Origin of the sequence: Streptomyces sp. NBC_01410, from assembly GCF_045040195.1 — a bacterium.
GTDB lineage: Bacteria > Actinomycetota > Actinomycetes > Streptomycetales > Streptomycetaceae > Streptomyces.
Genome location: NZ_CP109530.1, coordinates 7,699,655 through 7,726,073, shown reverse-complemented (window position 1 = coordinate 7,726,073; position 26,419 = coordinate 7,699,655). Strand labels below are relative to the sequence as shown.

At 70.2% G+C, this 26,419-nt stretch carries 25 protein-coding genes and 1 pseudogene; 14 read left to right on the top strand and 12 right to left on the bottom strand.

Annotation, left to right across the window (positions count from 1 at the left end):
- Positions 1-90: 90 nt before the first annotated feature.
- The 4 genes from OG741_RS35125 (at position 91) to OG741_RS35110 (ending at position 4,825) form a co-directional block, all read left to right on the top strand.
- On the top strand, positions 91-825 hold the full coding sequence (locus OG741_RS35125; protein ID WP_405604442.1) for a hypothetical protein: 735 nt from the start codon (positions 91-93) through the stop codon (positions 823-825).
- A complete protein-coding gene (gene cseB, locus OG741_RS35120) occupies positions 825-1,571 on the top strand; it encodes a two-component system response regulator CseB (protein ID WP_405604440.1) in 747 nt (248 codons plus the stop codon). The genes OG741_RS35125 and cseB overlap by 1 nt, the downstream gene beginning before the upstream one ends.
- 2 nt (positions 1,572-1,573) lie before the next feature.
- Positions 1,574-2,809: a sensor histidine kinase gene (locus OG741_RS35115; RefSeq protein ID WP_405604438.1), complete on the top strand. Its 1,236-nt coding sequence runs from the start codon at positions 1,574-1,576 to the stop codon at positions 2,807-2,809.
- A 69-nt stretch (positions 2,810-2,878) separates the two neighbouring features.
- Positions 2,879-4,825, top strand: coding sequence for a transglycosylase domain-containing protein (locus OG741_RS35110; protein ID WP_405604436.1), 1,947 nt, complete (start codon positions 2,879-2,881; stop codon positions 4,823-4,825).
- 28 nt (positions 4,826-4,853) lie between these two features.
- Here OG741_RS35110 and OG741_RS35105 read toward each other — a convergent pair whose 3' ends face one another.
- A complete protein-coding gene (locus tag OG741_RS35105) occupies positions 4,854-6,068 on the bottom strand; it encodes an MFS transporter (RefSeq protein ID WP_405604434.1) in 1,215 nt (404 codons plus the stop codon).
- Positions 6,069-6,312: 244 nt separating this feature from the next.
- Here OG741_RS35105 and OG741_RS35100 point away from each other — a divergent pair, with 244 nt between their 5' ends.
- The 5 genes from OG741_RS35100 (at position 6,313) to OG741_RS35080 (ending at position 12,747) form a co-directional block, all read left to right on the top strand.
- Positions 6,313-7,581, top strand: a complete 1,269-nt coding sequence (locus tag OG741_RS35100) for a ricin-type beta-trefoil lectin domain protein (RefSeq protein ID WP_405604432.1) — start codon at positions 6,313-6,315, stop codon at positions 7,579-7,581.
- 129 nt (positions 7,582-7,710) lie between these two features.
- Positions 7,711-9,906: an RICIN domain-containing protein gene (locus tag OG741_RS35095; RefSeq protein WP_405605954.1), complete on the top strand. Its 2,196-nt coding sequence runs from the start codon at positions 7,711-7,713 to the stop codon at positions 9,904-9,906.
- A gap of 252 nt (positions 9,907-10,158) precedes the next feature.
- Positions 10,159-10,578 (top strand): DUF485 domain-containing protein, encoded by a 420-nt coding sequence (locus tag OG741_RS35090; RefSeq protein WP_405604430.1) that lies wholly within the window; start codon positions 10,159-10,161, stop codon positions 10,576-10,578.
- On the top strand, positions 10,575-12,191 hold the full coding sequence (locus tag OG741_RS35085; RefSeq protein ID WP_405604428.1) for a cation acetate symporter: 1,617 nt from the start codon (positions 10,575-10,577) through the stop codon (positions 12,189-12,191). The genes OG741_RS35090 and OG741_RS35085 overlap by 4 nt, the downstream gene beginning before the upstream one ends.
- A gap of 46 nt (positions 12,192-12,237) precedes the next feature.
- Positions 12,238-12,747: an SRPBCC family protein gene (locus tag OG741_RS35080; protein ID WP_405604426.1), complete on the top strand. Its 510-nt coding sequence runs from the start codon at positions 12,238-12,240 to the stop codon at positions 12,745-12,747.
- 20 nt (positions 12,748-12,767) lie between these two features.
- Here OG741_RS35080 and OG741_RS35075 read toward each other — a convergent pair whose 3' ends face one another.
- From OG741_RS35075 to OG741_RS35045, 7 genes are all read right to left on the bottom strand, one after another.
- Complete coding sequence (locus tag OG741_RS35075; protein WP_405605952.1) at positions 12,768-13,682, bottom strand: LysR family transcriptional regulator; 915 nt, start codon at positions 13,680-13,682, stop codon at positions 12,768-12,770.
- 23 nt (positions 13,683-13,705) lie between these two features.
- The gene (locus tag OG741_RS35070; protein ID WP_405604424.1) at positions 13,706-14,887 is read right to left on the bottom strand and encodes a glycine C-acetyltransferase; all 1,182 of its coding nucleotides are present in this window, start codon (positions 14,885-14,887) and stop codon (positions 13,706-13,708) included.
- A gap of 83 nt (positions 14,888-14,970) precedes the next feature.
- Positions 14,971-15,999 carry an L-threonine 3-dehydrogenase gene (tdh, locus tag OG741_RS35065; RefSeq protein ID WP_405604422.1) on the bottom strand — a complete coding sequence of 343 codons (1,029 nt, stop codon included), beginning with the start codon at positions 15,997-15,999 and terminating at the stop codon, positions 14,971-14,973.
- Positions 16,000-16,324: 325 nt separating this feature from the next.
- Positions 16,325-16,831, bottom strand: coding sequence for a two-component system response regulator (locus OG741_RS35060; protein WP_405604420.1), 507 nt, complete (start codon positions 16,829-16,831; stop codon positions 16,325-16,327).
- A 238-nt stretch (positions 16,832-17,069) separates the two neighbouring features.
- Positions 17,070-18,023: a DUF6397 family protein gene (locus OG741_RS35055; protein WP_405604418.1), complete on the bottom strand. Its 954-nt coding sequence runs from the start codon at positions 18,021-18,023 to the stop codon at positions 17,070-17,072.
- Between the two features lie 108 nt (positions 18,024-18,131).
- Entirely contained in the window at positions 18,132-18,536 is a 405-nt protein-coding gene (locus OG741_RS35050) for a roadblock/LC7 domain-containing protein (RefSeq protein ID WP_142212421.1), read from the bottom strand.
- An 84-nt stretch (positions 18,537-18,620) separates the two neighbouring features.
- Positions 18,621-19,226, bottom strand: a complete 606-nt coding sequence (locus OG741_RS35045; RefSeq protein ID WP_405604416.1) for a GTP-binding protein — start codon at positions 19,224-19,226, stop codon at positions 18,621-18,623.
- Between the two features lie 64 nt (positions 19,227-19,290).
- Here OG741_RS35045 and OG741_RS35040 point away from each other — a divergent pair, with 64 nt between their 5' ends.
- Positions 19,291-19,872: a GNAT family N-acetyltransferase gene (locus tag OG741_RS35040; protein ID WP_405604414.1), complete on the top strand. Its 582-nt coding sequence runs from the start codon at positions 19,291-19,293 to the stop codon at positions 19,870-19,872.
- On the opposite strand, the gene OG741_RS35035 is transcribed toward OG741_RS35040, so the two are convergent.
- Genes OG741_RS35035 through OG741_RS35020 form a run of 4 tightly spaced genes read right to left on the bottom strand, consistent with a single transcriptional unit; the run spans position 19,869 to position 24,190 of the window.
- Entirely contained in the window at positions 19,869-20,303 is a 435-nt protein-coding gene (locus tag OG741_RS35035; protein WP_405605950.1) for a DUF742 domain-containing protein, read from the bottom strand. The genes OG741_RS35040 and OG741_RS35035 overlap by 4 nt on opposite strands.
- Before the next feature lie 35 nt (positions 20,304-20,338).
- Positions 20,339-20,761, bottom strand: coding sequence for a roadblock/LC7 domain-containing protein (locus OG741_RS35030; protein ID WP_405604412.1), 423 nt, complete (start codon positions 20,759-20,761; stop codon positions 20,339-20,341).
- Entirely contained in the window at positions 20,758-23,244 is a 2,487-nt protein-coding gene (locus OG741_RS35025) for a nitrate- and nitrite sensing domain-containing protein (RefSeq protein ID WP_405604410.1), read from the bottom strand. Before OG741_RS35025 ends, OG741_RS35030 begins: the two co-directional genes overlap by 4 nt.
- A 49-nt stretch (positions 23,245-23,293) precedes the next feature.
- Positions 23,294-24,190, bottom strand: a complete 897-nt coding sequence (locus tag OG741_RS35020) for an MHYT domain-containing protein (RefSeq protein ID WP_405604408.1) — start codon at positions 24,188-24,190, stop codon at positions 23,294-23,296.
- A 151-nt stretch (positions 24,191-24,341) separates the two neighbouring features.
- On the opposite strand from OG741_RS35020, the gene OG741_RS35015 reads away from it, so the two are divergent.
- From OG741_RS35015 to OG741_RS35000, 4 genes and pseudogenes are all read left to right on the top strand, one after another.
- Positions 24,342-24,941: a class I SAM-dependent methyltransferase gene (locus OG741_RS35015; RefSeq protein WP_405604406.1), complete on the top strand. Its 600-nt coding sequence runs from the start codon at positions 24,342-24,344 to the stop codon at positions 24,939-24,941.
- 110 nt (positions 24,942-25,051) lie between these two features.
- Positions 25,052-25,348, top strand: coding sequence for a hypothetical protein (locus tag OG741_RS35010; protein ID WP_405604404.1), 297 nt, complete (start codon positions 25,052-25,054; stop codon positions 25,346-25,348).
- A gap of 114 nt (positions 25,349-25,462) precedes the next feature.
- On the top strand, positions 25,463-26,263 hold the full coding sequence (locus OG741_RS35005) for a hypothetical protein (RefSeq protein ID WP_405604402.1): 801 nt from the start codon (positions 25,463-25,465) through the stop codon (positions 26,261-26,263).
- Positions 26,262-26,387 (top strand): annotated as a pseudogene (locus OG741_RS35000) (tRNA (N6-threonylcarbamoyladenosine(37)-N6)-methyltransferase TrmO); the annotation flags it as partial. The gene OG741_RS35005 and the pseudogene OG741_RS35000, both read left to right, overlap by 2 nt.
- Positions 26,388-26,419 lie beyond the last annotated feature (32 nt).

Sequence of the window (26,419 nt, the reverse complement as noted above, 5' to 3'; positions counted from 1 at the left end):
GGGCGGCCGGGACCATGACTTCTTCGCGGGCGCGGACTGGCGGGACCCCCGTCCGCCCCCTCCCGGCCCCGCCGGTACGCTGATACGCCTATGCCCCACACCCCCCGCACCGGCCCCCACGACCGCGGACGGCTCCGCGCGGCCGCCGTCGCCGCATCCGTGGCCGCCGTGGGCCTCGCCGGCTGTGCCGCGGAGACGGGCGCGCGGGACGGGGGCGTCGCGCCGCCGCTGTCACCGCCGACCAGTGCCTCGCCGCTGTGGCCGCAGTACTCCCCTCCGGTCACGCCCACCAGCGAGCCCACCGGTCCCGACCGCCGGTACCTGAGCATCGAGGACGTCGAGGTGCCCGCGGCCGGGCTGAAGCGGATCCCGGTCAAAGAACTGCTGGAGAAGGACCCCAATGTGGCCAAGCTCGTACGGGACGAGCTGCAGGCCTGTCCCGGTACGGAGTGCGGTCTGCGCAAACCCGTCTACCGGGACCTCACGGGCGACGGTCAGGACGAACTCGTCGTGGGGCTCGACGCGCCCGCGGCCGGGCTGACGCTGGTCCAGGTCTACCGGGCCTTCGGTACCGCGGTACGGCCCGTGCTGATCAGCTGGGGTCCCCTCGGACTCACCGGTGAGACCTTCGGCCACGATCTCGTACTCGTCTCGACCGGGAACGACGGCCGCTTCACCACCCGCTACCGGTGGGACGGCAATGTCCTCTCGGCAGCCGCCCCGCAGGACCAGACGGGCGACTCGGACCGGAAGAGCGCCGCACCGATCCCACCGCCGACCGAACCGGCCCCGGTCCCGACGCCGGCCCCGACCAGGACAGAGTGATGGCCAGTCCCCCCGCCACGCCCGCCAGTGCCACCGAGGCACATCTGCTGCTCGTCGAGGACGACGAGGTCATCCGCAACACCGTCCGCATGCTCCTCGAACGCTACGGCTTCACCGTCTCCACCGCGGCCGACGGCATGTCCGGTCTCGAGATGTTCCGCGAGCGACGCCCCGACCTGCTGCTGCTCGACGTCATGCTGCCCGAACTGGACGGCATCGGACTGTGCCGCCGGATCCGCGAACTGAGCCTGGCCCCCATCCTCATGATGTCCGCGCGCGGCGACGCTCTCGACGTGGTGTCCGGCCTTGAGGCGGGTGCGGACGACTATGTCGTCAAGCCCGTCGAGAGCGCCGTACTCGTCGCGCGTATCCGCTCGCTGCTGCGCCGCGCGTCCTTCACCCCCGCCCACTCCCGCGCGGGCGCGAGCGGCGCCGGTGCCGGGCCCGGTGCAGGCGACACGACCACGCTGACCTTCGGGGATCTGACCATCGACACCCGGGGCATGGAAGTGCACCGCGCGGGACAGCCGCTCGCTCTCACGCCCACCGAACTGCGGATGCTGCTCGAATTCGCCGCGTCGCCCGGTGTCGTGCTGGAGCGCCGGACCCTGCTCAGCCGTGTGTGGGACCACGCCTGGCACGGCGACACGCGCGTTGTCGATCTGCATGTGCAGCGGCTGCGGGCGAAGATCGGCGCCGAACGGATCGAAACGGTCCGCGGTTTCGGCTACAAGCTGCGGCGCTGACCATGCCACTGAGATGGCGCATCGCCGCCCTCGTCGCCGCGGCCATCTGCGCCGTCGCTGCAGCCGTCGGCGTGATCGTCCACCAGGCCTCGCGCGACCGGGAGTTGAACCAGGCCCGCGAGGCCGCCCGGACCACCCTCGACCGGGCCGCCGCCGCCTACACCCGGAGCGGTACCGTCCAGGGCACCGGCGCCGTCCTCAACGCGCCCGGTCTGCCCGCCGGGCTGCGAAGCCTGGCCGCCAAGGGCCGCCAGGGCACGGAGTACGACGCCGGACCGACCGGCCCCGCGATGTGGGCGGCCCGCCCCGCGGGTGAGCAAGTGCTGTCCGTACGCGTCGACATGACCACCGCCCTGGGTGACATCAGCGCTCTCGACACGAGCATCGCCTGGGCCGGAGTGCTCACCACGGCGGTCGTGCTGCCGCTCGGAGTGCTCAGCGCCGGCCGGATGAGCCGCCGGCTGCGCAGCGCCGCGGGCACTGCGCGGCGTATCGCCGAGGGTGACCTCGACGCCCGTATCGAGGCCGGGCCCAGGCCGCGCGACGAGATCGCCGAGATCTCCACCGCCGTCGACACCATGGCCGCGGCCCTGCAGCAACGGCTGCGCAGCGAACAGCGCTTCACCGCCGACGTGGCGCATGAACTGCGCACTCCGCTCATGGGCCTGGTCACCTCCGCCGAGCTGCTCCCGGACGGAGAGGCGGCCGGATACGTCCGTGACCGGGTGCGCGTCCTGGCCGCGCTCGTCGAGGACCTGCTGGAGATCTCCCGGCTGGACGCCGGCGGGGAACAGGCCGACCTCTCGCCCTGCCCCCTCGGCTTCCTGGTCGAGGACATCACCATGCGTACCGGCCTGTCCGTACGCCTCGTCGTCGAGGACGGAGCGAGCGAGGCGACGGTGTGGACGGATCCCCGGCGCCTGGAACGCATTGTGACCAACCTGATCGTCAACGCCCACCGGCACGGCCGCGCGCCGGTCACCGTCACCGTGGCGGCTGACGGCAGGACCGTGACGGTACGCGATCACGGTGACGGATACCCGGACTCCTTGCTCGAGGACGGACCGCAGCGGTTCCGCACGGGGGCCCGCGAGCGCGGTACCGGTACCGGTCTGGGGCTGACCATCGCCCTCGGACAGGCGGATGTCATCGGCGCGAAGCTGGAGTTCACCAACGCCCCCGGCGGCGGCGCGCGTGCGACGCTCCAACTCCCGCAGTCCGGGCCGATACACGACTGATACACCTCCGAGGCACAGCCGACGTCCCGCTTTGGGTTGACGAAGATCTTCGGCGCCGAGGATGGCGCCATGCGTACCAGGTGGAGTCCGGACCAGAAGGTGAGTTGGCTGGCGCCGAGCGGCATCAGCGGCGAGACCGACGAGGCCGGTGCTCCCGAAGAGACCAGAGGTCCGCAGCGCGAGGGCCGGTTCCGGCGGCGTCGACCGCGCAACTCCGGCAGGCGCAGGGGGAAGAGTGCCGACCGGAGGACCGGGATCCGGCGGTTGATCACCTGGCGCAAGGCACTCGCCTTCGTCATCTCCCTGGTCGCCCTGCTGATCGGCGGCTTCACCGTTCTCTACGTCGCCATCGACATCCCCCAGGCCAATAAACTGGCCCAGGCCCAGAGCAACGTCTATCTCTTCAGCGACGGCACCCGCCTCGCCCGCACGGGCGAGATCAACCGCGAGACCGTTCCGCTCAGCAAGGTGCCCGAGGATGTGCAGCGCGCGTTCGTCGCGGCGGAGAACAAGGACTTCTACAGCGACTCCGGCGTGTCCCTGTCCGGAACCGCCCGCGGCATTCTGAGCACCGTGACGGGCAAGGGCAAACAGGGTGGGTCGACCATCACCCAGCAGTACGTCAAGAACTACTACCTCAGCCAGGAACAGACGGTCACCCGCAAGGTCAAGGAGCTGGTCATCTCCCTCAAGGTCGACCAGCAGAACTCCAAGGACGACATCCTCGCGGGGTATCTGAACAGCAGTTACTACGGCAGGCTCGCCTACGGCGTCCAGGCCGCGTCCCGCATGTACTACCGCACAGAGGTCCAGAACCTGAGCGTCGAACAGGGCGCCTATCTCGCGGCGTTGCTGCAGGCTCCCAGCCAGTACGACTGGGCCATCGCCAGCCCCGAGGGCAAGCAACTGGTCACACAGCGCTGGAACTACGTACTCGACAACATGGTGGAGCAGGGCTGGCTGGACAAGGGGAAGCGGCAGCAGATGAAGTTCCCCGTGCCGGTGGCTCCCCAGCAGGCTTCGGGTCTCTCGGGCCAGACCGGCTACCTCGTGGACGCCGCACGGCGTGAGCTGATGGCCTCGGGCGTGAGCGAGCAGGAACTCGCGGGCGGCGGCTGGCGCATCACCCTCAACATCGACCCGGCCAAACAGCGCTCCCTGGAGCAGGCCGTCACCACGGGCCTCGGCGGCGGGGTGGAAGCGGCGGCGGACAATGCGGTCGCGGACGCCAACCGTCAGGCGGGGGCGGTCTCGGTGGACCCGGAGTCCGGCAGCATCGTGGCCCTTTACGGCGGCCGCGACTCCACCCGCCACTACGTCAGCAATGCCACGCGCGCCGACTACCAGGCAGGGCCCACTTTCGAGCCGATCGCCATGGCGGCATCCATGGAGGCGAAGACCGACGCCGACGATGTGTCCGGCACCGAACACATCAGGAAGACCGCCACCGCTCTGGGAATGGCCGTGGAAACGCGTGACTTCGCCTCGTCCCAGGCGACAACGCTCGGCCTGATGGGAGCCAGCCCGCTGGAACTGGCAGGTGTCTACTCCTCCTTCCGCCACGACGGCCGGAAGGTCACCCCCTCGATCGTGAAGTCCGCGGAGCGGGACGGCGAACAGACGAGTCTGCGAGGGGCGATCGGCGGCCAGGCGATCGATCCCCGGACGGCGGACACGGTCACCTCGTATCTCCGCGGCGACCTGAGCCCGGGTGAGTCTGACGATCTCCGGTACGCGGACGACCGCGAGGGGACGATGACCACGACCCAGGGCCGCACCGACGACAGGAAGGCCGAGTGGTTCATCGGCTCCACCGACGAGCTCGTCACCGTGGTCGGCCTCTTCGGCGAGGACGCCACCACCCAGAAACAGGTCACCCTCAAGAACATCGGCAATGGTGCCCCCGCGATCATCTGGTCCGGCTACGCCAAGCGGGCCGTGTCCGCTCTGCCGCTGCCGGCGACCGAGTCCAAGGCTCCCTACGCCCCCGTGAGTACCGACGCTCCATCGCGCTGACACGAATGCGGCTGCCGGTTGCGGCGGCTCAGTGACGGGCCGCCGGGACAGCGGCCGCCTCTGAGGTGACGCCGGCAACGACCCGGCTGTGGGTGGTGGCCGAGCGGCGTTCGAGCAGCCGGGACAGGACGGCCAGGGCGAGCGCGGAGGCGGCGAGGACCGCGCCGACCCAGTTGGGTGCCGTGTAGCCGAAGCCCGCGGCGATGACCATGCCGCCGAGCCAGGCCGCGAGCGCGTTGCCCAGGTTGAACGCGCCGATGTTGACGGCCGAGGCCAACGTGGGCGCATCCGCGGCCTGGTCGAGGACCCGCTTCTGGAGCGGCGGTACGGTCGCGAAGCCCAGCGCGCCGATCAGGACGATGGTGATCGCCGCCGTCACCGTGTTGTGGGCGGTGAGAGTGAACAGCGCCAGTACGAGGGAGAGGGCGCCCAGCGAGACGTACAGCAGCGGCATCAGTGCGCGGTCCGCGAACCTCCCGCCGATCAGGTTCCCGCCGACCATGCCGAGGCCGAACAGGACCAGCAGCCAGGTGACGGACGAGTCGGCGAAGCCCGCGACTTCGGTCATCATCGGCGTGATGTAGGTGATCGCGGCGAAGACCCCGCCGAAGCCGAGGACCGTCATCGCCATGGCAAGGAGCACCTGGACGTTGCGGAACGCGGCCAGTTCGTCGCGCAGCCTCACTCCCTCGGGCCTGGGCTGCTCGGGCACGAGCTTCGCGACGCCGAGGAGTCCGAGCACGCCGAGTGCGGCGACGATAAAGAAGGTGACACGCCAGCCCGCGCTCTGGCCGACGTATGTGCCGAGCGGGACACCGACGACATTGGCGACGGTCAGGCCGGTGAACATCATGGCGATCGCGCCGGCCTTCTTCTGCGGGGCTACGAGACCGGCGGCGACGACCGAGCCGATGCCGAAGAAGGCGCCGTGGGCGAGGGAGGCGACCACTCGTCCGGCCAGCATCACGCCGAAGACGGGCGCGACGGCGGACAGGACGTTTCCTGCGATGAACAGGCCCATCAGCAGCATCAGCATCCGCTTGCGGGACACCTTCGTGCCGAGGACGGTCATCAGCGGGGCGCCGAGCACCACGCCCAGGGCGTAGCCGGTGACCAGGAATCCGGCCGTCGGGATCGACACACCGAAGTCCGCGGCGACCTCGGGCAGCAACCCCATGATCACGAACTCTGTGGTGCCGATGCCGAACGCCCCGATGGCGAGGGCGAGGAGCGCGAGTGGCATGGGGAGAACCTTCCAGGACGATTGCACCTGCACCTTACGAGCGTCGACAATAATTGCAGACGGCATTACTTGCAAGCGCGCTCCATCTGCCGCCTTCGGGAGTAGTGGTCCATACCAAGACCTTGACAGCCCCTTAGTTCACTTCTTAAATCACGTAGTGAACTAAGCGCCCTCCCCCTACCACCCCCCACTGTGTTCGGATATCTGGTCTGTCATATGCATGCCAGGCCGGGAAGGGAGAGTCATGGACTCCCCGCGCTCACGGCGTTTACTGCTGTCTGTTCTGTCCGTCCTGACGTTCGCGACGGTCACCACCGGACTCGCACAGGGCAACCCCGCACCCGCCTCGATGACCACCACGGCCGCCGCGCCTGCCGCCGTGACCTTCGCCGATGAATTCGACGGTCCCGCGGGCTCCGCCGTCGACGGCGGCAAGTGGCAGATCGAGACGGGCGACAACGTCAACAACCACGAGCGGCAGTACTACACCGCGGGCAACCGCAACGCCGCTCTCGACGGCCAGGGTCATCTCGTCATCACCGCCCGCCGCGAGAACCCGGGCAACTACCAGTGCTGGTACGGACGATGCGAGTACACCTCCGCCCGGCTGAACACCGCGGGCAGGTTCACGCAGACCTACGGGCATGTCGAGGCCAGGCTGAAGGTGCCGCGCGGCCAGGGCATGTGGCCCGCCTTCTGGATGCTGGGCAACGACATCGGGCAGGTCGGCTGGCCGAACTCGGGCGAGATCGACGTCATGGAGAACGTCGGTTTCGAGCCCTCCACCATCCACGGCACGCTGCACGGCCCCGGCTACTCCGGCTCCGGCGGCATCGGCGCCGCGTACACACTGCCCGGCGGCCAGGCGTTCGCGGACGCCTTCCACACCTTCGCCGTCGACTGGGCGCCCGACTCGATCACCTGGTCCGTGGACGGCAACGTGTACCAGCGCCGCACGCCCGCCGATCTCGGCGGCAGGCAATGGGTGTTCAACAAGCCGTTCTTCCTGATCCTCAATCTCGCGGTCGGCGGATACTGGCCGGGCGACCCCGATGGCAGCACCGTGTTTCCCCAGCAGCTCGTCGTCGACCATGTGCGCGTCAGCACGAGCGACAGCGGGCCGGGGACAGGCAGGGCCATCACGGGCCTGGGCGGCAAGTGCGTGGACATCGCCGGAGCGAACAGCGCCAACGGCACACCCGTACAGCTCTACGACTGCAACGGCACCGCCGCCCAGCAGTGGAGCGTCGGCGGCGACGGCACGATCCGGGCCCTTGGCAAGTGCCTTGACGTCACGTCAGGGGGTACCGCCGACGGCTCCCTGGTCCAGTTGTGGGACTGCAACGGAACGGGCGCGCAACGCTGGAGCGTCACCGGCGCCCACGACATCGTCAACCCGCAGGCCGACAAGTGCCTCGACGCCACCGGCAACAGCTCGGCCAACGGCACCCGCCTGCAGATCTGGACGTGCACCGGGGGCGCCAAACAGAAGTGGACGGTGACTGCCGGCTGACCGGGCAGCTCCCCCGCGCACACCCCCCACCAGCTCACCCTCAGCACAGGAGAGAACGTGCTTCGAACGCAGCGCACGCCCGGAGCGGGCCGCCACTCCTTCCGACGCGCCCCTCGCACCACGTCACTTGTGGCCGGCATCGCCGTGCTGGCTTCGGCCGCTTCCGTCCTGGTCGCCGTCTCCACCTCCGAGGCGGCCACGCGCCAGGCGGCCATACCCGAAGCGGTCGCGGGTGCGGCCGCGCTGCCGACGAGTTGGGCCACCGTGGTGAACAGCGGAAGCGGCAAGTGTCTGGACGCGCGCTCGGCCGCGACCGCGAACGGCACCGCCGTCCAGCAGTACAGCTGCAACAACTCCACGGCCCAGCAGTGGAGTTTCACCGCCACCAGCGGCGGCTTCGTACGGATCAACAACCGCAATGACGCCAACCAGGTGGCGGATGTGAGTGATGTGTCCACCGCCGACAACGCCGCCGTGCATCTGTGGACGTACGGCGGCGGCGCCAACCAGCAGTGGCAGGCCGTGGACGAGGGCGGCGGCGCCTATCACTTCGTCAACCGCAACAGCGGCAAGTGCCTGGACGTCCCCTCCGCGTCGACAGCGGACAGCGTTCAGCTGGTCCAGTACAGCTGCAACGGGACAGCGGCCCAGCGCTTCCAGGTCGCGCCCGTGAGCACCGCGCCCGGGGATGTCGATCTCGGTCCGAACGTGGTTGTCTTCGATCCGTCGATGTCGTCCTCGACCATCCAGAACCGGCTCGACTCGATCTTCCAGCAACAGGAGACCAACCAGTTCGGCTCCCAGCGCTACGCGGTCATGTTCAAGCCGGGCACCTACAGCAATGACGTCAATGTCGGCTTCTACACTCAGGTCCTCGGACTCGGCCAGTCCCCGGACTCGGTGACGATCAACGGCGCGGTGCATGTCGAGGCCGACTGGTTCCCGCCGCAGAACGCCACCCAGAACTTCTGGCGCGGCGCCGAGAACCTCTCGGTGAACCCGTCCGGCGGCACGGACCGGTGGGCGGTGTCGCAGGCCGCTCCGTACCGGCGTATGCATGTGCGCGGCAACCTGGCGCTGGACGACGGCGGTTGGGCAAGCGGCGGCTTCATGGCCGACAGCAAGATCGACGGTCAGGTCCGCTCCGGTTCGCAGCAGCAGTGGGTTACGCGTAACTCCCAGCTCGGCAGCTGGACCGGCTCCAACTGGAACATGGTCTTCGTCGGCAGCCAGGGCGTTCCGGCAACCAGCTTCCCCAACCCGCCGTACACGACGGTGAACCAGACGCCCACGGTCCGCGAGAAGCCCTTCCTGTACGTGGACGGCGCGGGCGCCTACAAGGTGTTCGTGCCGTCCCTGCGGGCCAACTCCTCGGCCACGACCTGGGCGGGCGGCAGCGCCGCCGGGACCTCGCTGGGCATGGACCAGTTCTTTGTCGTGAAGGCCGGAGCGACTGCCGCGCAGATCAACGCCGCGCTTGCCGAGGGCAAGAACCTGCTGGTCACCCCCGGGGTCTACCACCTCAACCAGACCCTGCGGGTGACCCGTCCCGACACGGTCGTCCTCGGGCTCGGACTGGCCACGTTCATCCCCGACAACGGTGTCACCGCGATGACGGTCGCGGACGTCGACGGCGTCAAGGTCGCGGGCATCCTCTTCGACGCCGGTACGACCAACTCGCAGACGCTGATGGAGGTCGGCCCGTCCGGCTCGTCCGCCTCCCACGCTGCCGACCCGACGTCCCTGCACGATGTGTACTTCCGCGTCGGCGGCGCCGCCGTGGGCAAGGCGACGACCAGCCTGGTGGTCAACAGCGACAACGTCATCGGTGACCATATGTGGATCTGGCGCGGTGACCACGGCACCGGCATCGGCTGGACCAGCAACACGGCGGACACCGGACTCGTGGTCAACGGTGACGACGTGACGATGTACGGGCTGTTCGTGGAGCACTACCAGAAGCATCAGACGATCTGGAACGGCAACGGCGGGCGGACGTACTTCTACCAGAACGAGATGCCGTACGACCCGCCGAATCAGGCGGCGTGGATGAACGGTTCGACCCAGGGCTATGCCGCCTACAAGGTCGGCAGTCAGGTGACCAGCCATGAGGCGTTCGGGCTCGGCAGCTACTGCTTCTTCAACGCCAATCCGTCCGTGACCGCGGAGCGTGCCATCGAAGCCCCGAACAACCCGAACGTGCGGTTCCGCAGCATGGTGACCGTATCGCTCGGCGGCACAGGGACCATCCGCCATGTCATCAACGACCGGGGCGGTCCGTCGAACTCGTCCACCAACGTGGCCAACCTCGTGAGCCACCCGTGAGGCGGCTCGCGTCACGGCTCCCGATTCCGACGTCCTGAGTCTTCTCCACCGGCCTGGCCCGGGCACCCGCTCCGCGGATGCCCGGGCCTCCTGTGTGTGGTCAAGGGGCCCCGTTCCCAGGTCACGAACAGGCAACTGACCGACTGGACAGTTCATGCAACAATGCACCGGCTGCGCTACCCACGGGTAACGTAGCCGCTCCGCCAGCCTGCCCTGCCCCTGCCCCCGCACAGGCATACGAGGACCAACGCGATGTCGCACTACCCCCCACCGCGCTCCTATCCCGAGTTTCCCGAGTACCCCCAGCAGCCGCGAAACCCGCTCCACTACTGGCAGGAGCCCACTCCCCCGGCCCCGCCCCGGCAGCCGTCCGACCCCCACCGCGACGTGCGCGCCCTGAGCTCCGCCTACCGACGGCTGCGCCGGGTGGCGACCCTGACGGCCCTCGGCTACTTCGTGCTGTTCCTCCTCCTCTCCGCGTACGCGCCGGACCTGATGACGAGCAAGATCACCGGCGGTCTCAACATCGCCCTCCTGCTCGGCCTGATCCAGCTTCCGGTGTCCCTCATAGCCGTGGCCGCGTACGAGAGGTCCGCCCGCCGCCGGGTCGATCCGCTGGCCGATGCCGTACGTCGTCAGGCCGCACCGACCACCCAGGGAGCACGCCGATGAGCGGATTCGGCTCCGAAGCCCAGACCATGTCGTTCGTCGCCTTCATCGCGGTGACCACGGTGACCCTGCTGCTGTGCGTGATGACCGGTCCCGACCGCGACGACCTGGACGAGTTCTACACCGGCTTCCGCTCGCTGTCCCCCATGCAGAGCGGCCTCGCCATCGCGGGCGACTACATCTCCGCCTCCAGCGTGCTCGGCACCATCGGCGTCATCTCGCTGCTCGGCCAGGACGGTCTCGTACTCGCTCTCAGTACGGTGCTCTCGCTGGTGCTGCTGATGTTCCTGCTGGCCGAACCGCTGCGGAACGCGGGCCGGTTCACCATGGGCGACGTCCTCACCCGCCGCGAGCCCAGTTCCGCCGTACGCATCACCGCGTGCATCGTGTCGCTCATCGCCCTGTTCCCGCTGCTGATCTTCCAGCTGGCGGGCGCGGGCGATCTGCTGGCCTTCGTCCTCGGCATCGACGCCGCGGGCTTCAAGACCGGCTCCATCGTGCTGCTCGGCCTGCTGATGATCATCTACGCGGCCATCGGCGGCATGAAGGGCACCGCCTTCATCCAGATCGTGAAGACGGTGGTGCTGCTCGCCGCGTCCCTTGCCATCGCCTCGCTCATCCTGAACCGCTTCGACTTCAGCATCCCCTCGCTGCTGGACGCGGCGGCACGCGGGAGCGGTGCGGGTGACGCGTACCTGGCGCCCGGGCTCCAGTTCGCCGGCGACGGCCTGGACATGATCAGCGCCCAGCTGACCGTCGTCCTGGGTGCGGCCTGCCTTCCGCACATCACGATGCGTATGTTCAGCTCCCGCAGCGCGGCCGCCGCGCGGCGCTCCATGTCCTGGGCCGTGTCGACGGTTGTCGTGATGTGTGTGCTGAGCGCCGTCATCGGCTTCGGCGCCGCGGCGATCGTGGGCCATCAGCAGATCACCCTCGCCGATCCGCAGGGCAAGACCTCGATCCTGCTGGTCAGCCAGGCGATCATGGGCTCGGAGGTGTCCACCTTCGAGACGCTGCTGTTCACGGCCATGGCCACCGCGATCTTCCTGACACTGCTGGCCTCGGTCGCCGGCATCACACTCGCCTGCGCCAACACCCTCGCCCACGACCTCATCACGCACGGTCTGGGCCGCAAGCGGGCCCAGCGCGACAGGACCGAGATGATGGTGGCGCGGGGCACGGCGGCCGCCGTCGGACTCTGCGCGATCTTCCTCGCGGCGGCGTCGCGGCATGTGAACCTGCAGGCGATGGTCACCCTGTCGTTCTGCCTGGGTGCCTCCGCGGTCGCACCCGCGCTGACCTACAGCCTCTTCTGGCGCCAGTACAACCGGACCGGGCTGCTGAGCACGCTGATCGGCGGCACGCTGACCGTCCTGATCCTCATCACCGGGACCAACCTCGTCTCGGGTTCCCCCAGGGCGATCTTCCCCGACGCCGACTTCACCTGGTTCCCGTACACCACCACAGGCCTGGTCTCCGTCCCGGTCGGATTCCTCGCCGGCTGGCTCGGCACCGTCCTCAGCCGCCGCAACGCCGGAGCTCCACTGCGGCACAGCGACGAATACGACGATGTCGACGCTTCCATCCTGGCCGACGCGGTACAGCCACGGGGATGATCACCGACGGCGCTGTCCGCCCGAACTCACGATCGGAGTCGTACCCATGGCACGAACCTTCTCGGTGTCGGACAGCGTCGTCATCGACGCCGACCCCTCGACGATCTACGCCCAGATCAGCAACCCGGCCCTGATGGGGCGCTGGAGTCCGGAGAACCGGGGTGCGACGGTACGCGGCGGCGCTCAACAGGCATGCGTGGGCATGGTCTTCGACGGCCACAACAAGCGCGGGCCGCTGCGCTGGACCACGCGGTGCGCGGTGATCGCGGCGGATCCCGGTGAGCGGTTCGCCTTCCGGGTACGCGCCATAGGCCGGCGCCGCCCCGTGCTGCCCGGCCGGATCGCGACCTGGGAGTACCGCTTCGAGGCCGTCGACGGCGGGACACGGGTGACCGAGACCTGGACCGACGACCGTCGGAGCTGGCCCGATGCCGTGGCCAACGCCTTCGACCGGATGGCGACCCGGGGGCACACGTTCGCCGACTTCCAGCGCCGCAATATCCGCAGCACGCTGGACAACCTGAAGAAGGCGATGGAGGCGACGCCGGCCGGCTGACCGGCCGGTCCGGGGCCCGCTCAGTCGGAGGTGAGTCCGGCCGCCGACTTGGCCAGTGCGTCGAGCACAGGGTGGATCAGCGGGTGGGACTCCGCGCCCCGTCGCACGGCGGCGAAGACCCGGCGGGTCGCGGCGGGGCCCGCCACGGGCCGTACGACAACGTCCGTGAGCTCCATCCCGCGCAGCGCCGAGCGCGGCACCAGTGCCACTCCGGCCGCCGCTCCCGCGAGGGCGACCACGGCGCGGAAGTCGTCCGAGGAGTGCATGAGGCGGGGCTGGAATCCGGCGAGTTCGCAGGCGAGCAGCACCATGTCGTGACAGGGGTTGCCGGGGTAGGGGCCGATCCAGTCGCTGTCGGCGAGCTCGGCCAGCTCGACGCGTTCACCCGCGCCTAGGGGATGACCCGCGTGCAGTACGGCGTCGAACGGCTCGGCGTACAGCGGCACCCGGGACAGCCGGCGGTCGTCCTCGCGGGGCGCCCCCCGGTACTCGACCGCCACCGCCAGATCGGCCTCGCCGTCGAGCACCAGCGGAAGGCTCTCGTCGCCCTCGGCGTCCCGTACGCGCACCCGGATGTCCGGATGGCCGGCGGCGAGGTGCACGATCGCCGGGGCGACGACCTCGGCGATGCCGGTGGCGAAGGCGGCGACCGTGACCTCGCCTGCTGCGCCGCCCGCGTAGGCCGCGAGTTCCGCCTCGGCCCGCTCCAGCTGGGCGAGCACGGTGTGGGTGTGGGCCAGCAGGATCTCCCCCGCGGCCGTCAGCCGCACCCCCTTGCCGCTGCGGATCAGCAAGGCGTGGCCGGTCTCCTGCTCCAGCGCGTTGAGCTGCTGGGAGACGGCCGAGGGGGTGAGGTACAGCGCGGCGGCCGCGGCGGTCACCGTACGGTGGTCCGCCACGGCACGCAGGATGCGCAGCCGCCGGGGGTCGATCACCCGGTCCATCTTGCCAGGTGAAATCAGCCCTTCAGCGCCTCGCGCACGTCGATGAACGCGGCGACGGCCCGCTCCACGTCCTCGGTGGAGTGCGCGGCGGAGAGCTGGACCCGGATCCTCGCCTGGCCCATCGGGACGACCGGGTAGGAGAAGCCGATCACGTAGACGCCGCGCTCCAGCAGGAGTTCGGCCATCCGGCCGGCCTCGGCGGCGTCGCCGATCATGACGGGGGCGATGGCGTGGTCGCCGGGAAGGATCTCGAAGCCCGCCTCGGTCATCTTCGTACGGAAGAGCGCGGTGTTCGCGTTCAGCCGCTCGCGCAGGTCACCGGCGGACTCCAGCAGGTCCAGGACCTTGAGGGAGGCGGCGGCGATCACGGGGGCGAGGGAGTTGGAGAAGAGATACGGGCGCGAGCGCTGGCGCAGCAGGTCGACGATCTCGGCGCGGGCCGCGACATAGCCGCCGGACGCGCCGCCGAGCGCCTTGCCGAGGGTGCCGGTGATGATGTCGACGCGGTCCATGACGCCGTGCAGCTCAGGGGTGCCGCGGCCGCCGGGGCCGACGAAGCCGACGGCGTGCGAGTCGTCGACCATGACCATCGCGTCGTACCGGTCGGCGAGGTCGCAGATCTCGGCGAGGGGGGCGACATAGCCGTCCATGGAGAAGACGCCGTCGGTGACGACGAGACGGCGGCGGGCGTCCTGGGTCTCCTTGAGCTGCTGCTCCAGGTCGGCGAGGTCGCGGTTGGCGTAGCGGTGGCGGCGGGCCTTGGACAGGCGGATGCCGTCGATGATGCTCGCGTGGTTCAGCGCATCGGAGATCACCGCGTCCTCGGGGCCGAGGAGCGTCTCGAAGACGCCGCCGTTGGCGTCGAAGCAGGAGGAGTAGAGGATCGTGTCCTCCTGGCCGAGGAACGCGGAAAGGCGCGCCTCGAGCTCCTTGTGGACGTCCTGGGTGCCGCAGATGAAGCGAACGGAGGCCATTCCGTAGCCCCAGCGGTCCAGCGCCTCCTTGGCGGCGGCTACGACCTCGGGGTGGTCGGCGAGGCCGAGGTAGTTGTTGGCGCAGAAGTTGAGGACCTCGCCCGAGGCGACGGAGACGGAGGCGCTCTGCGGGGTGCCGATGACCCGCTCGGGCTTGTAGAGACCGGCGGCGCGGATCTCGTCGAGGGTGGTACGGAGGTCGTCGCGGACGGACGCGTACATGGTGGGGCTCCTTACGAAGGCTGCGGAGGCTCGGAAGGGACGAGGGGGCCAGGTCGAGCCCGGCAAGATCGGCCGGACAGGACCTAGACGGTCCAGTCGAGGATGATCTTGCCGCTGCGGGCGGTGGCGGCCTCGTCGAAGGCGGCGTCGAAGTCCTGGTACCCGTAGCTGCCGGTGATCACGGGGCTGAGGTCGAGTCCGCCTTCGAGCAGCACGGTCATCGCGTACCAGGTCTCGAACATCTCACGGCCGTAGATGCCCTTAATGGTGATCATCGAGGTGACGATTTTCGACCAGTCGACCGCGAACTCCTGCGCGGGCAGTCCCAGCATGGCGATACGGCCACCGTGGGTCATGTTGTCGACCATGTCGCGCATGGCCTCGGGACGGCCGGACATCTCCAGGCCGATGTCGAAGCCCTCCTTCAGCCCAAGCTGCCGCTGCGCCTCGGCGATGTCGTGCTGGGCGACGTTCAGGGCGAGGGTGGCGCCCGCCTTGCGGGCGATGGCGAGGCGGGACTCGCTGACATCGGTGATCACCACGCTGCGGGCGCCCGCGTGCCGGGCGACGGCCGCGGCCATGATGCCGATCGGGCCCGCGCCGGTGATCAGTACGTCCTCCCCGACCAGCGGGAAGGAGAGCGCGGTGTGCACGGCGTTCCCGAACGGGTCGAAGATCGCGGCGATGTCCAGGTCCACCTCCGTACGGTGCACCCACACGTTGGACGCGGGGAGCGCGACATACTCGGCGAACGCGCCGTCCCTGCCGACGCCGAGTCCGATGGTGCTGCGGCACAAGTGGCGGCGCCCGGCGAGACAGTTGCGGCACTTGCCGCAGACCAGGTGGCCCTCGCCGCTCACCACATCGCCCACCGCGATGTCCTCGACGTCCGCGCCGACCGCCGCGACCTCGCCGACGAACTCGTGCCCCAGTACGCGCGGCGTGCTGACGGCCTGCTGGGCCCAGCCGTCCCAGGATCTGATGTGCAGGTCGGTGCCGCAGATGCCGGTGCGCAGCACCTTGATCAGCACATCGCCCGGGCCCGTCTCCGGCTCCGGCACGTCCATGAGCCACAGGCCGGGCTCGGCATGCTGCTTGACAAGTGCCTTCATCAGGGCGGCTCCAGGCATGGTGACGGGATCGGGGGTGGACCTGGACCAATCTGCCCAGCCGTGACTTCGTAGTCCATCGAGGATTTCTTAAGCGGGCCAACAGCCCAGCTTCACGTTGCACGGCGAACGGGGACCGCGCAATGCGAGGCTTCACCGAACTCCGGCCCGGACCACTCGATCAGGTGCGTGTCCCGGTTACGCCGCATGCGGGACCGATCGCCGATGCCCTCAGGTCCGGTCCTGCCCGGTCCGGTCCCGCGGACCGGTACGGCGGTCCCGGTCCCGTCGGCCATGTCCAGTCCTGCCCGTCGGCAGGGCGCGGCGGTCAGTCGGTTCCCTGGATGCTCCGGGCACGGCCCTTCGCGCCGCCGCTCTGGCGCGGAAGGCGTGACTCCAGGAGGTCGGGCAGGTCGGCCGCGGAGCCGTCGGTCCGCCGGCCGGTCAGGGCGCTGAGCTGGCCGCGCAGGCTCTGGTTCTCCGTGTACAGATCGGCGAGCGCCCTGACTTTCGTACGCACCACCCAGGGGTCCACCGGCTTGACCAGGAAGTCGGAGACTCCGAGGTCATACGCACGGGCTGCCAGGTCGTCGTCCCTGCCCAGGCCGGTCATCAGCACCACGGGCAGATTGCGGGTGTGGTCCAGTCGCTTGAGATAGGCGAGCACCTCCAGGCCGTCCATCTGCGGCATCACCACATCGAGGATCACCACGGCTATGCCGCCGCGCAGCACGGTCTTCAGTGCTTCGTCCCCGCTGCGTGCCCGTACCACCGGACGCCCCACAGGGCGTAACAGGCTCTCTATCGCGAAGAGGTTGTCCTCGCGGTCGTCCACCACCAGGATTTTCAAGGCACAACCCGCGTCTCCATTTGTGCCTCCCTCGACAGTCGGCCACATCAGCGTATGCCGCGCGCTACGGCTAAAGCAGCCCCGTCCCTGTCCTCCGGCTCCCGCGGGGCTTCGGGCGTAGAGGCAGTATGAAGCCTCGCGCGGCTTCGAGCACCAGGCGGTAACGCGCCCCCTTCGTCCGGAAACGCGAACCGATCAGTCCGTAACCCCATCTGCCGCACCATCAGCCCCGCCCGTCCCGCCCCACCTGCCCCGCATCGCGTCGCTTCTTCCGCAGGCGCAGCCGCGCGAGCAGTCCGCGCCCGTGCGGACTGCGGCCACTGTGGTGCGCCACCGGCACCGGCCGCGAGCGCACGAAGACCTCGCGACGCACCGGCCGCGCTTCGTCCCTCGCGCCCGGCCGTGGCGCCGGACGCAGTTCGCGCGCCTCCCGCAAGGCGTGGGCCAGGCTCACCCGGTGCCAGAGGATCTCGTCGGGGTGGTCCGCCAGGAGCAGCCGCTCGACCACCTCCCTCGCCGCCGGTGTATCCGGGCGGCCCGGGACGAGTTCGGGCCGGAGCACGCGCAGATGCGAGCGTTCGTAGGGATCGGTCACCACCTCGGCCACCGTCGCCGCATCGAGCACCGAGGCGATCGCCGCCGCCTGCTGCCAGGGGTCCTCGGTCGCGCGCAGGAGCAGTCCCAGCCGCCTGCCCCGCCAATTGCGTGCGCGCCGGTCCTCACCGGCTGCGAGCAGGGCCCGCAGCGCCGGTGGGGTCCTGCCGCTGAGGAGTGCGTGGTGGGCGAGGGCGAACTCGCGCAGTTCTTCGGCCAGATAGAGCCAGACGACCGCGCGGTAGCGGTTGAGATAGAACCGGACCGGCGTGAAATGGCCCGTGCGGGCGAGCCGGGTGAAACGCGCGGGGCTGATCGAGACGAGCTCCGCCCCCTCCATCGTGCCCACGGTCCGCACCCGCTCCCGCAGGGCGTCCGGGAATCCACCGGCCCCGCGCAGCCGGTCGACCTCCTGCCGGTCGATCCTGGGCGGGCCGCCGCTCGCGCCCGGTGTGGTGCGGACATGGCCCAGCTGAACCGCGAGATCCAGCTCTCCCCGCTTGAGGCCCAGCTCCTGCGCCGCTCGCCCCAGCGCCAGACTGCGCACGGCCCCGCCGGACGTCGCTGCTTCCTTCACCGTCATGTCGGTCTCCCCGTGAGGTGTGAATACTCTCGGTGACGACCGTAGCTGGACACAGTCACATCGCGCCCGGCCTGTGGATAACCCCGCAGCGATCCGAATTCCCCCAGGTCAGAGGGAAGTTCCGCCCGGCTGCCTGGCCTCGACTCCCAGATGCTCGCCGACCCGGTTCACCATCAGCGTCATCTCGTACGCCACCTGACCGACGTCGGCCTCGGCCGCGCTCAGTACGCAGAGGCAGCTTCCCTCGCCGGCGGCCGTGACGAAGAGCAGCGCTTCGTCGAACTCGACCATGGTCTGCCGCGCCTTGCCCGCGCGGAAATGACGTCCGGACCCGCGAGCGAGGGAGTGCAGACCGGAGGAGACCGCGGCGAGATGTTCCGCGTCCTCCCGGGCAAGTCCCGTGCTCGCGCCCGTCACCAGACCGTCATTGGACAGCACCAAAGCGTGCCGTATGTGCTCGATTCTCTTCGTCAGGTCGTCCAGCAGCCAGTCAAGTCCCTTGTCCAGCGCCATGGTCGGTCCTCCCCGCTCATACGTTCCCCGTGGCCCCGCGTTGCCGTAAGCCTTTCGTACACACGACGACTCGGCAAGGTGCGCCTAGCCGACCGAATCGAGCAGCCGGGCGGTGTGCATTCGACCGGCATATTCGACCAGGCGTACGAGCACCTCTTTTCCGGAGTCGCGGTCTCTCGCGTCGCACAGCACCACCGGTGTCCCACGTTCGAGATCGAGGGCGCGCGAGACTTCGTGCGCCCCGTAGGTGCGGGCGCCGGCGAAACAGTTGACGGCGACGACGAAGGGAATCCTGCGGTGCTCGAAGTAGTCGACAGCGGGAAAGCAGTCCACAAGGCGCCGGGTGTCGGCGAGGACCACCGCGCCCAGGGCACCCTGCGACAGCTCGTCCCACAGAAACCAGAAGCGGTCCTGGCCGGGGGTCCCGAAGAGATAGAGGGACAGGCCCGAACGGATCGTGATGCGTCCGAAGTCCATGGCGACGGTCGTCGTGGTCTTCTGGTCGACTCCCCCGGTGTCGTCGACCGTACTGCCCGCCTGACTGAGCTGTTCCTCAGTACGCAGGGGCCGGATTTCACTGACCGCGCCGACCAGCGTGGTCTTGCCGACGCCGAATCCGCCGGCGACGAGGATTTTCAGCGCGAGGGCGGTGGTATCCCCACCGGTGCTGTGAGAGCTCTCGGAGGCCATCGGTAACTTCTCTCGGGAGTGATATTCGCTGGCGGGTGGTGCGGGATGTGTCGAGGATCGGGGCATGCCCTACTTCCTGGAGACCGGCCGTCTGGCGCTTCGCCCTCTCGGCGAGGCCGATGTGGACCGTCTGCTCGACCTCGACAACGACCCCGAGGTCATGCGTTTCATCAACGGAGGCCTGCCGACCACCCGGGAGGCGGTGCTGGCCGAGTCGCTGCCGCGCTTTCTCCATGACTATCCGTGCCTCGGCAATCGGGGCTTCTGGGCGGCAGAAGAGCAGTCCACCCATGAATTTCTGGGCTGGTTCGAACTGAAGCCGCTGGACGACCACAGCGCTGCGGAGGCCGAACTGGGATACCGCCTGAACCGGGCCGCGTGGGGCCGCGGCTATGCGACGGAGGGCGCGATCGCGCTGGTCCGCAAGGGGTTCACGGAGCTCGGCGTGGAGCGGGTGACCGCGAACACCATGACGGTCAACGCCCGTTCGCGGCGGGTGATGGAAAAGGCGGGGCTGAGCTATGTCCGGACCTTCTTCGAGGAATGGCCGGAGCCCATCGAAGGCTCCGAGCTCGGCGATGTCGAATACGCCCTGACCAGGGCCGACTGGGAACGGAGTCCCGGGGGCTGGAGACACCGGGGCTAGAGAGCCCTCAGCCCCTCGATCACCTCCCTGAGGATCCGCTCGTCGGGCAGTTGAGCCGGTGGTACGGGACGACTGACCCGCACGAATCCCGCTTCGAGCAGATCGCCGAGAAGGACCCGTACGACACCGACGGGCAGATCGGCGTCGGCGGCGAGTTCCGCGACGGACTGGGTCTCGCAGCGGCACAGGGTGAGCAGCGCCCGGTGTTCGGGACCGAGGAGGGACTCCTCGGCCGGGCCGGGCGCGTCAGCGGCGATGTCGACGAGCGCGATGAGGTCGAACCGCACATTGCTGGGGCCCGGTTGGGTCCGCCCGCCCGTCATCGCGTACGGACGCACGAGCGGCCCGGCGTCGTCGTCGTACCACTGGCCGACAGCGCTGTCGGCCGTCGCCTGCGCGTCGGCGGGGCACCATGCATCGGCCGCGCCCATCGCGTCGCCTCTGCCTCTCGCCTCTGTCATGGCGCTCACGTCGTGGTGATCCGCGGCGGGGTCCGCAGATGTTCGCCGACACGTTTGACCAGGCGGGCCATCTCGTAGGCGATCAGGCCGATGTCGGCGACGACGAAGGTGAGGACGGCGAGGCAGCTCCCGTCACCCGCGGCCGCCACGAAGAGGAAGCCGTCGTCCATTTCGACCATCGTCTGGCGCACGCCGCCGGCGTGGAAGTGGCGCCCCGCTCCCTTGGCGAGGCTGTGGAATCCGGAGGCGACGGCCGCCAGGTGCTCGGCGTCCTCCCGGGTCAGCGCGGTCGACGCGCCCACCGGCAGGCCGTCGTTGGACAGCACGACCGCGTGGCGGACTTCACGGACGCGCAGGACAAGGTCGTCCAGCAGCCAGTCGAGGTCTCCGGTGGTGGGGCGGGCTACGGCCGACTCGTACTCGGTCATGCTCTGTCTCCTTCGCTGCCGGGGGCTGCCGTGCCTGGTGCGGCACCGCCGCCCCGGGTCCAGCCGTTGCGGTACGCCGTCATGCGGTCCCGTACCTGTTCGGGGGTGCGTTCCGGGGTGTCCTCGGTGCTTGCCCCGAGCTCCTCCGGCTCGTCGGCCTTGAGCTCTTCGCGCAGCTGCGGGACGAGGTGCGCCTGGCGGATCCGGCGCGGGAGTTCGCCGTCGTCGGACTGCTGCGGGGCTGCGCGCAGGCGCAGGGCGGTGACGCCGGGCGGCGGGGTCGGGATCTCGGCCTGGGAGGCGAGCGCGGGACGGGGGGCCGGCGTCGGGACGGGGGCGCTACGCGGTTGCCGCCCGGACCGCGCGGCCGGGGCGTCGTCGTCCCGCTCCGGGGCACGGCGGGAGCCGAGCGGGGCGGACAGCGCACTCTGCAGCAGCACGGTGGGCAGCAGCACGACGGCCGTCGTGCCGCCGTAGGGCGAGGGGCGCAGATGGACCCTGATCTCGCGGCGCGACGCGAGCCGGCTGACGACGAAGTGGCCGAGCCGGTCGCTGTCGAAGAGGTCGAGTGCTTCGGACTCCTCCAGTCTGCGGTTGGCTTCGGCGAGCGCGTCCTTGCCCATGCCCAGGCCGCGGTCCTCGATCTCCAGGACGTAGCCGTTGCCCACGGGTTCGCCGCTGACGCGCACCTTGGTGTGCGGCGGGGAGAACTGGGCCGCGTTCTCGACCAGTTCGGCCAGCAGATGCGTGACGTCCGCGACGGCGGCGCCCACGACGGCGGTCTCTGGGAGCTGGCGCACCTCCACGCGCGCGTAGTCCTCGATTTCCGAGACGGCGGCCCGAACGACGCTGGTCAGCGAGACGGGCATGCGCCAGGCACGTCCGGGCGCCGAACCCGACAGAATGATCAGGCTTTCGGCATGCCGCCGCATACGGGTGGTGAGGTGGTCGAGCCGGAACAGGTCGCCGAGTTCGTTCGGGTCGTCGGCGCGACGCTCCATGGTGTCCAGCAGGGTGAGCTGGCGGTGGACCAGGATCTGGCTGCGGCGGGCGAGGTTGACGAAGACTCCGGAGATGCTTCCGGCGAGTTCGGCACGTTCGACGGCGGCGCTCAGTGCGGCGCGATGGACGGTTCCTAGCGCCTCGCCGACCTGGCCGATCTCGTCCTCGGCGGGCGGTCCCGGCGGTGCCTCGGACTGGATGTCGATCTCCCCGCCGGTCCGCAGCCTGCGCATGGCCTGCGGCAGCCGGTGCCGGGCGATCTTGAGTGCGCTGTTGCGGAGGCTGATCAGTTCGACCACGAGGCCGCGTCCGATACGTACGGAGATGACCAACGAGGCGGCGACGGCGGCGAGTCCGAGGAGCACGGCCGCGCCGGCCGGGGTCAGAAGGCCGCTCGCGACGGGATCGGCCCGGTCGGCGGCGCTGCTGCGGGCGCCGTCCTCGATGGCGCGCATACCGTCGCCGACGGCGGCCCGGGCCTTGTCCCACGCTTCGGCCGGGACGATCTGTGCGGCCTGGCGGCCTGCGGGGGCTACCAGGACCCTGTCCTCGGCCGCTTCCAGCTGCTGGTAGGAACTCTGTGCGGCGAGGTCTCGCCAGGCGGTGCCCTCGGGGCCGCGCAGATCGGCCACGGTCGCTTCGGTGAGGCTTCTACGGGTCGAGACGGCGCCGGTGAACAGCCGCAGGCGCTCCGCGGCAAGGGACTTGCTGAGCTGCGCCGAGCCCAGCAGCGCGTCCTCACGCGCGAGCATTTCGCCCGCCCGGGCGAACTCCAGCAGGACACGGGCATCGGATCCGGGCCTCGCGTCCTGGATGCCGGTGAGTGCTCCGGTGACGCCGAAGGCGGAGCTGACGGCCGCGGTGTACTGCTCGTAGGTGGCGTCCCAGGTGGCTTTGCGGACGAGTACGGCGCTGCGCAGCGTGCGCAGCTTCTCGGCACGCGCGACGAACTGGTCGAGCCGTCCCGCCGCTCTGGCGGGGACACCGCCGCCCGCCGCGACAGTCGTCGTGTCGTCGATACGCAGCCTGCGTACGGCGTCGTCGGTGCGCCGGGCCTCCTGCTGGAGTGCGGCGGCACGCTCGTCGGAGGGGGCTGCGATCTGCCGTACGGCCGCCCGCCGTTCGGCCTGCAGAGCGGCGACGGCGGCGGTGACCGGCTCGCGGACCTGGGTGTCGACGCGCTGCAACTGGCGCAGCCGCGAGACCTCCTGGGCGGTGCTGACCGTGGCGAGTCCCCACAGGGCAAGCAGCGACACGACGGGCACCATCAGCAGGGAGATGATCTTCGCGCGTACGGTTCTGGGGCGCGGCAGCAGTCCTCCGCGCGCGACTCGCGGGGGCACCGGTCTGTCCTGCGGCTCCTGTCCGGTGTGTTCGACTGCGGGCGGCCCTGCGTGCGCCCGTCGTCCGCGGGCGGCCGACGCCAGTGGCAGCGGGGGCGACGGCGGGCCGTCGCCCGGGGTCCTCGGGGGTGTGCGCATGGCCTCCTCGTTCCGGTTTACGGGGCTGGGGGTGCGGCGGGCGGGCCGGCTAGACGGTCGCGGTGGTGGTGTTCGCGGCCCCGGGCACGGCGGAGCCCGAGCCGGACCCGGAACCCGAACCGGACCCGGAGCCCGAGCCGGACCCGGTGGCGGACCGGGCGGCCTCGCCGTCATCGGCCTGCGCGGCTCCGGTCGGCCGCTCGGCCGAGGTGTAGGCGGCGCGCTCGCGTGCCGTCGGTGAGAGGGCGACGAACGCCGAGGTGACGAAGAGGTACGACCCGAGGCCGACGGCGAGGGGGAAGATGAACTGCATCGCCGTGGCCCCGGGCAGTTCGCCGCCGGAAGGCACGACCCGCACGCCGACCGCGAGCATTCCGGTGTAGTGCATGCTGCTGACCGCCGCGCCCATGACGAGCGAGGCGACAGCGACGGCGACCGGGGACTTGATGTTGAGCGCCGCCCACAGTGCCGCGGTCGCGGCGACCACGGCGATGACCACGGAGAGCACGACGAGCAGCGGGTCGTAGTGCACCGAGCCGTGCAGCCGCAGGGCCGCCATGCCGAGATAGTGCATGCTGGCCACGCCGAGCCCGGTGGTGAGCCCGCCGGCCAGCAGCGCGCGGACCCGGTCACGGCCGAAGCCGACGCAGAACACTCCGGCGCCGACGACGAGCATCGCGACGAGCAGGCTGAGGATGGTCAGCGGCACGTTGTAGCGGATGTCGGTGCCGCGCACGGCGAAACCGAGCATCGCGACGAAGTGCATCGTCCAGATGCCGGTGCCGATCGACGACGCGGCGGTGATCAGCCAGTTGCGGCGGGAGCGGCCGCTCGCGTCGAGCGCGCGCACGGTGCAGCGCAGCCCGAGGGCGGCGCCGATGACGGCCATCGCGTACGACAGCACGGGGGTCAGCAGGCCGAAGGCGGCGTGGTCCAGGTGTCCCATGGCTCAGGGACGCTAGACCCGCGGGGGGCGTGCGCTGGGGGCGCGTTTCGAAAGCTGATGGAATATGACAGAGAGACGTTTCAGAACGATCGTGCCGCGCTCGAACGTGCGCACCGAACGGTCGTCCGAGGCTGTGGGGGATCATGTCCTCATGGCCGACGACCACACACATGTGCAGGAATTCTTCGGCGCCCGGGCCGCGGACTGGGACGCTCGCTTCCCCGACGACGGCCCGGCCTACGCCGCCGCCGTCGCCGAGCTCGGTCTGCGCCCCGGCGACGCCGTGCTCGACGCGGGCTGCGGCACGGGGCGCGCCCTGCCGCCCCTGCGCTCCGCCGTGGGACCGCGGGGGACGGTGATCGGTGCGGACCTGACGCCCGCGATGCTGGACGCGGCCCTGCGGGCCGGGCGCGGGAGCAGCGGGCAGCTGCTGCTCGCCGATGTCACCCGGCTGCCGCTGCGCACCGAGTCCCTCGACGCGGTGTTCGCCGCGGGCCTGATCGCCCATCTGCCTCAACCGGAATTGAATCTACGGGAGTTGGCGCGGGTGGTCCGGCCGGGCGGAAAGCTGGCGCTCTTCCATCCGATCGGCCGCGCGGCCCTCGCTGCGCGCCAGGGCAGGCAGATCACCGAGGACGATCTGCGCGCCGAGCCCAATCTCCGCCCCCTGCTGGCCGGTTCGGGCTGGCGGTTGATCTCCTACGTCGACGAGGACGCCCGCTTCCTCGCTCTGGCGGTCCGCCAGGACTGAATGCGGGACATTCGTGCCCCCTGTCGGCCGACGCCCCAGTTCCAACTCCGCACAAGGATGCGAAACTTGGAAGATCGGCGGCAGCCGCCGCCCTGGGGAAGGTGGTCCGGGTGTTCGACAGACTCCGCAGGCTCCGCAAGTTCCTCGCGGCCCGCCCCGAGGAGATGCCGGGAGCCCGGCCCCCGGCGCGGCAGCACAACATCTTCGAGGCCGCGGCCGTCTATGTGTCGGGATGCGCGGAGGACGATCAGGACCAGATGGACGAGGCGGTGACCTGGGTGTCCCCCGAGGCGCTGTCCTTCGGGGTCAGCGAGCTGGCCTGCCGGGCGGTCATCGCCCTGGCCCGCGAGCGGGACGAGTCTCCGCAGACGGTGGCCCGCAGTCTGCTTGGCCTGCCCGCCGCGTGAGGCGGGCCGGGACCGCTCACGAACGGGCCGGGCCACTTTCCGTATGCCAGCCCTCGACGGCCGGGTTACCCACTGGTTAAGGTGCGCCGACGAACGATCGCTGGGGAGGGTGACGTGGCCGGGACGGACGACGCCGTCGACGAGGACGCGCTGTATGTGCTGACCGCGCTGCTTCTGACGCCTGCGCAGTACCCGAGCGTGCTCGGCGACGACTTCCCCGCCGCGTGCGCGGCGCTGGGCCTCGAGCCGTACGCCGAGGGGTACGGGCTGGTGCTGGGCCAGGACTCCGGCGGCGCCCGGTGGACGGTCGTGGTCGACGACGTCTCGCTCGTCGCCGTCGCGATCGCTTCCTGGGACTGCGGCATGGAGTACGACCTGTCCCCCGGCGAGCGCTCGGTGGTCTCGGCGCTGCCCGGCTGGCCGCTGGCCGTCGCGGTCGCCGCGCCCGGCGTGCCCGAGCCGCACGATCCCGAGCCCGAAGAGGGCGATCCGGCGCCGCTGACACCGCCCGACAGCAATGCGTGGGGGCCCGCTCAGCGCCGGCTCGGGGCGGACGAGATCGCGCTCCAGTGGACGGAGTGGCGCCAGCAGATCGACGACGCGGACCTGTCGTCGCCGGACACGCCCAAGGACGCGCCTAAGGAGCGGCACGAGGGCGTGCAGCGGGCGCTGAAAGAGGCCCACGGCTATGTGGAATCCGCCCCGCCGGTCGGGCGGGTCCGCTCCAGCTTCGCGCCCGGCGGGGCGCGCACGCTGCGCGCCGACGGTCCCGGCTGGTCCATGGTCGCCAGAACCGACGACATGGCGTTCGTCCTGCTGGACGAGGAGCCGTGCGAGGTGATTCCGGTGGGGCGCGGGGCCAGGCTGCCCGAGCTGCTGGAGGCGCTCGACAAGATGGCAGTACGCCCGGCCTGAGGGGCTCGACGCGGTGGACGGCACGCCGGTCCTCGATATCAAGCGGTATATGGCGGAGTTCGGTCCGATCGGCGAAACGCTTCAGCCGAGCTGGTCGGTCGAGCGGATGCGTGATTACTGCTGACGTCGCCGTAGGTGACAGCGCACGATCCTCGG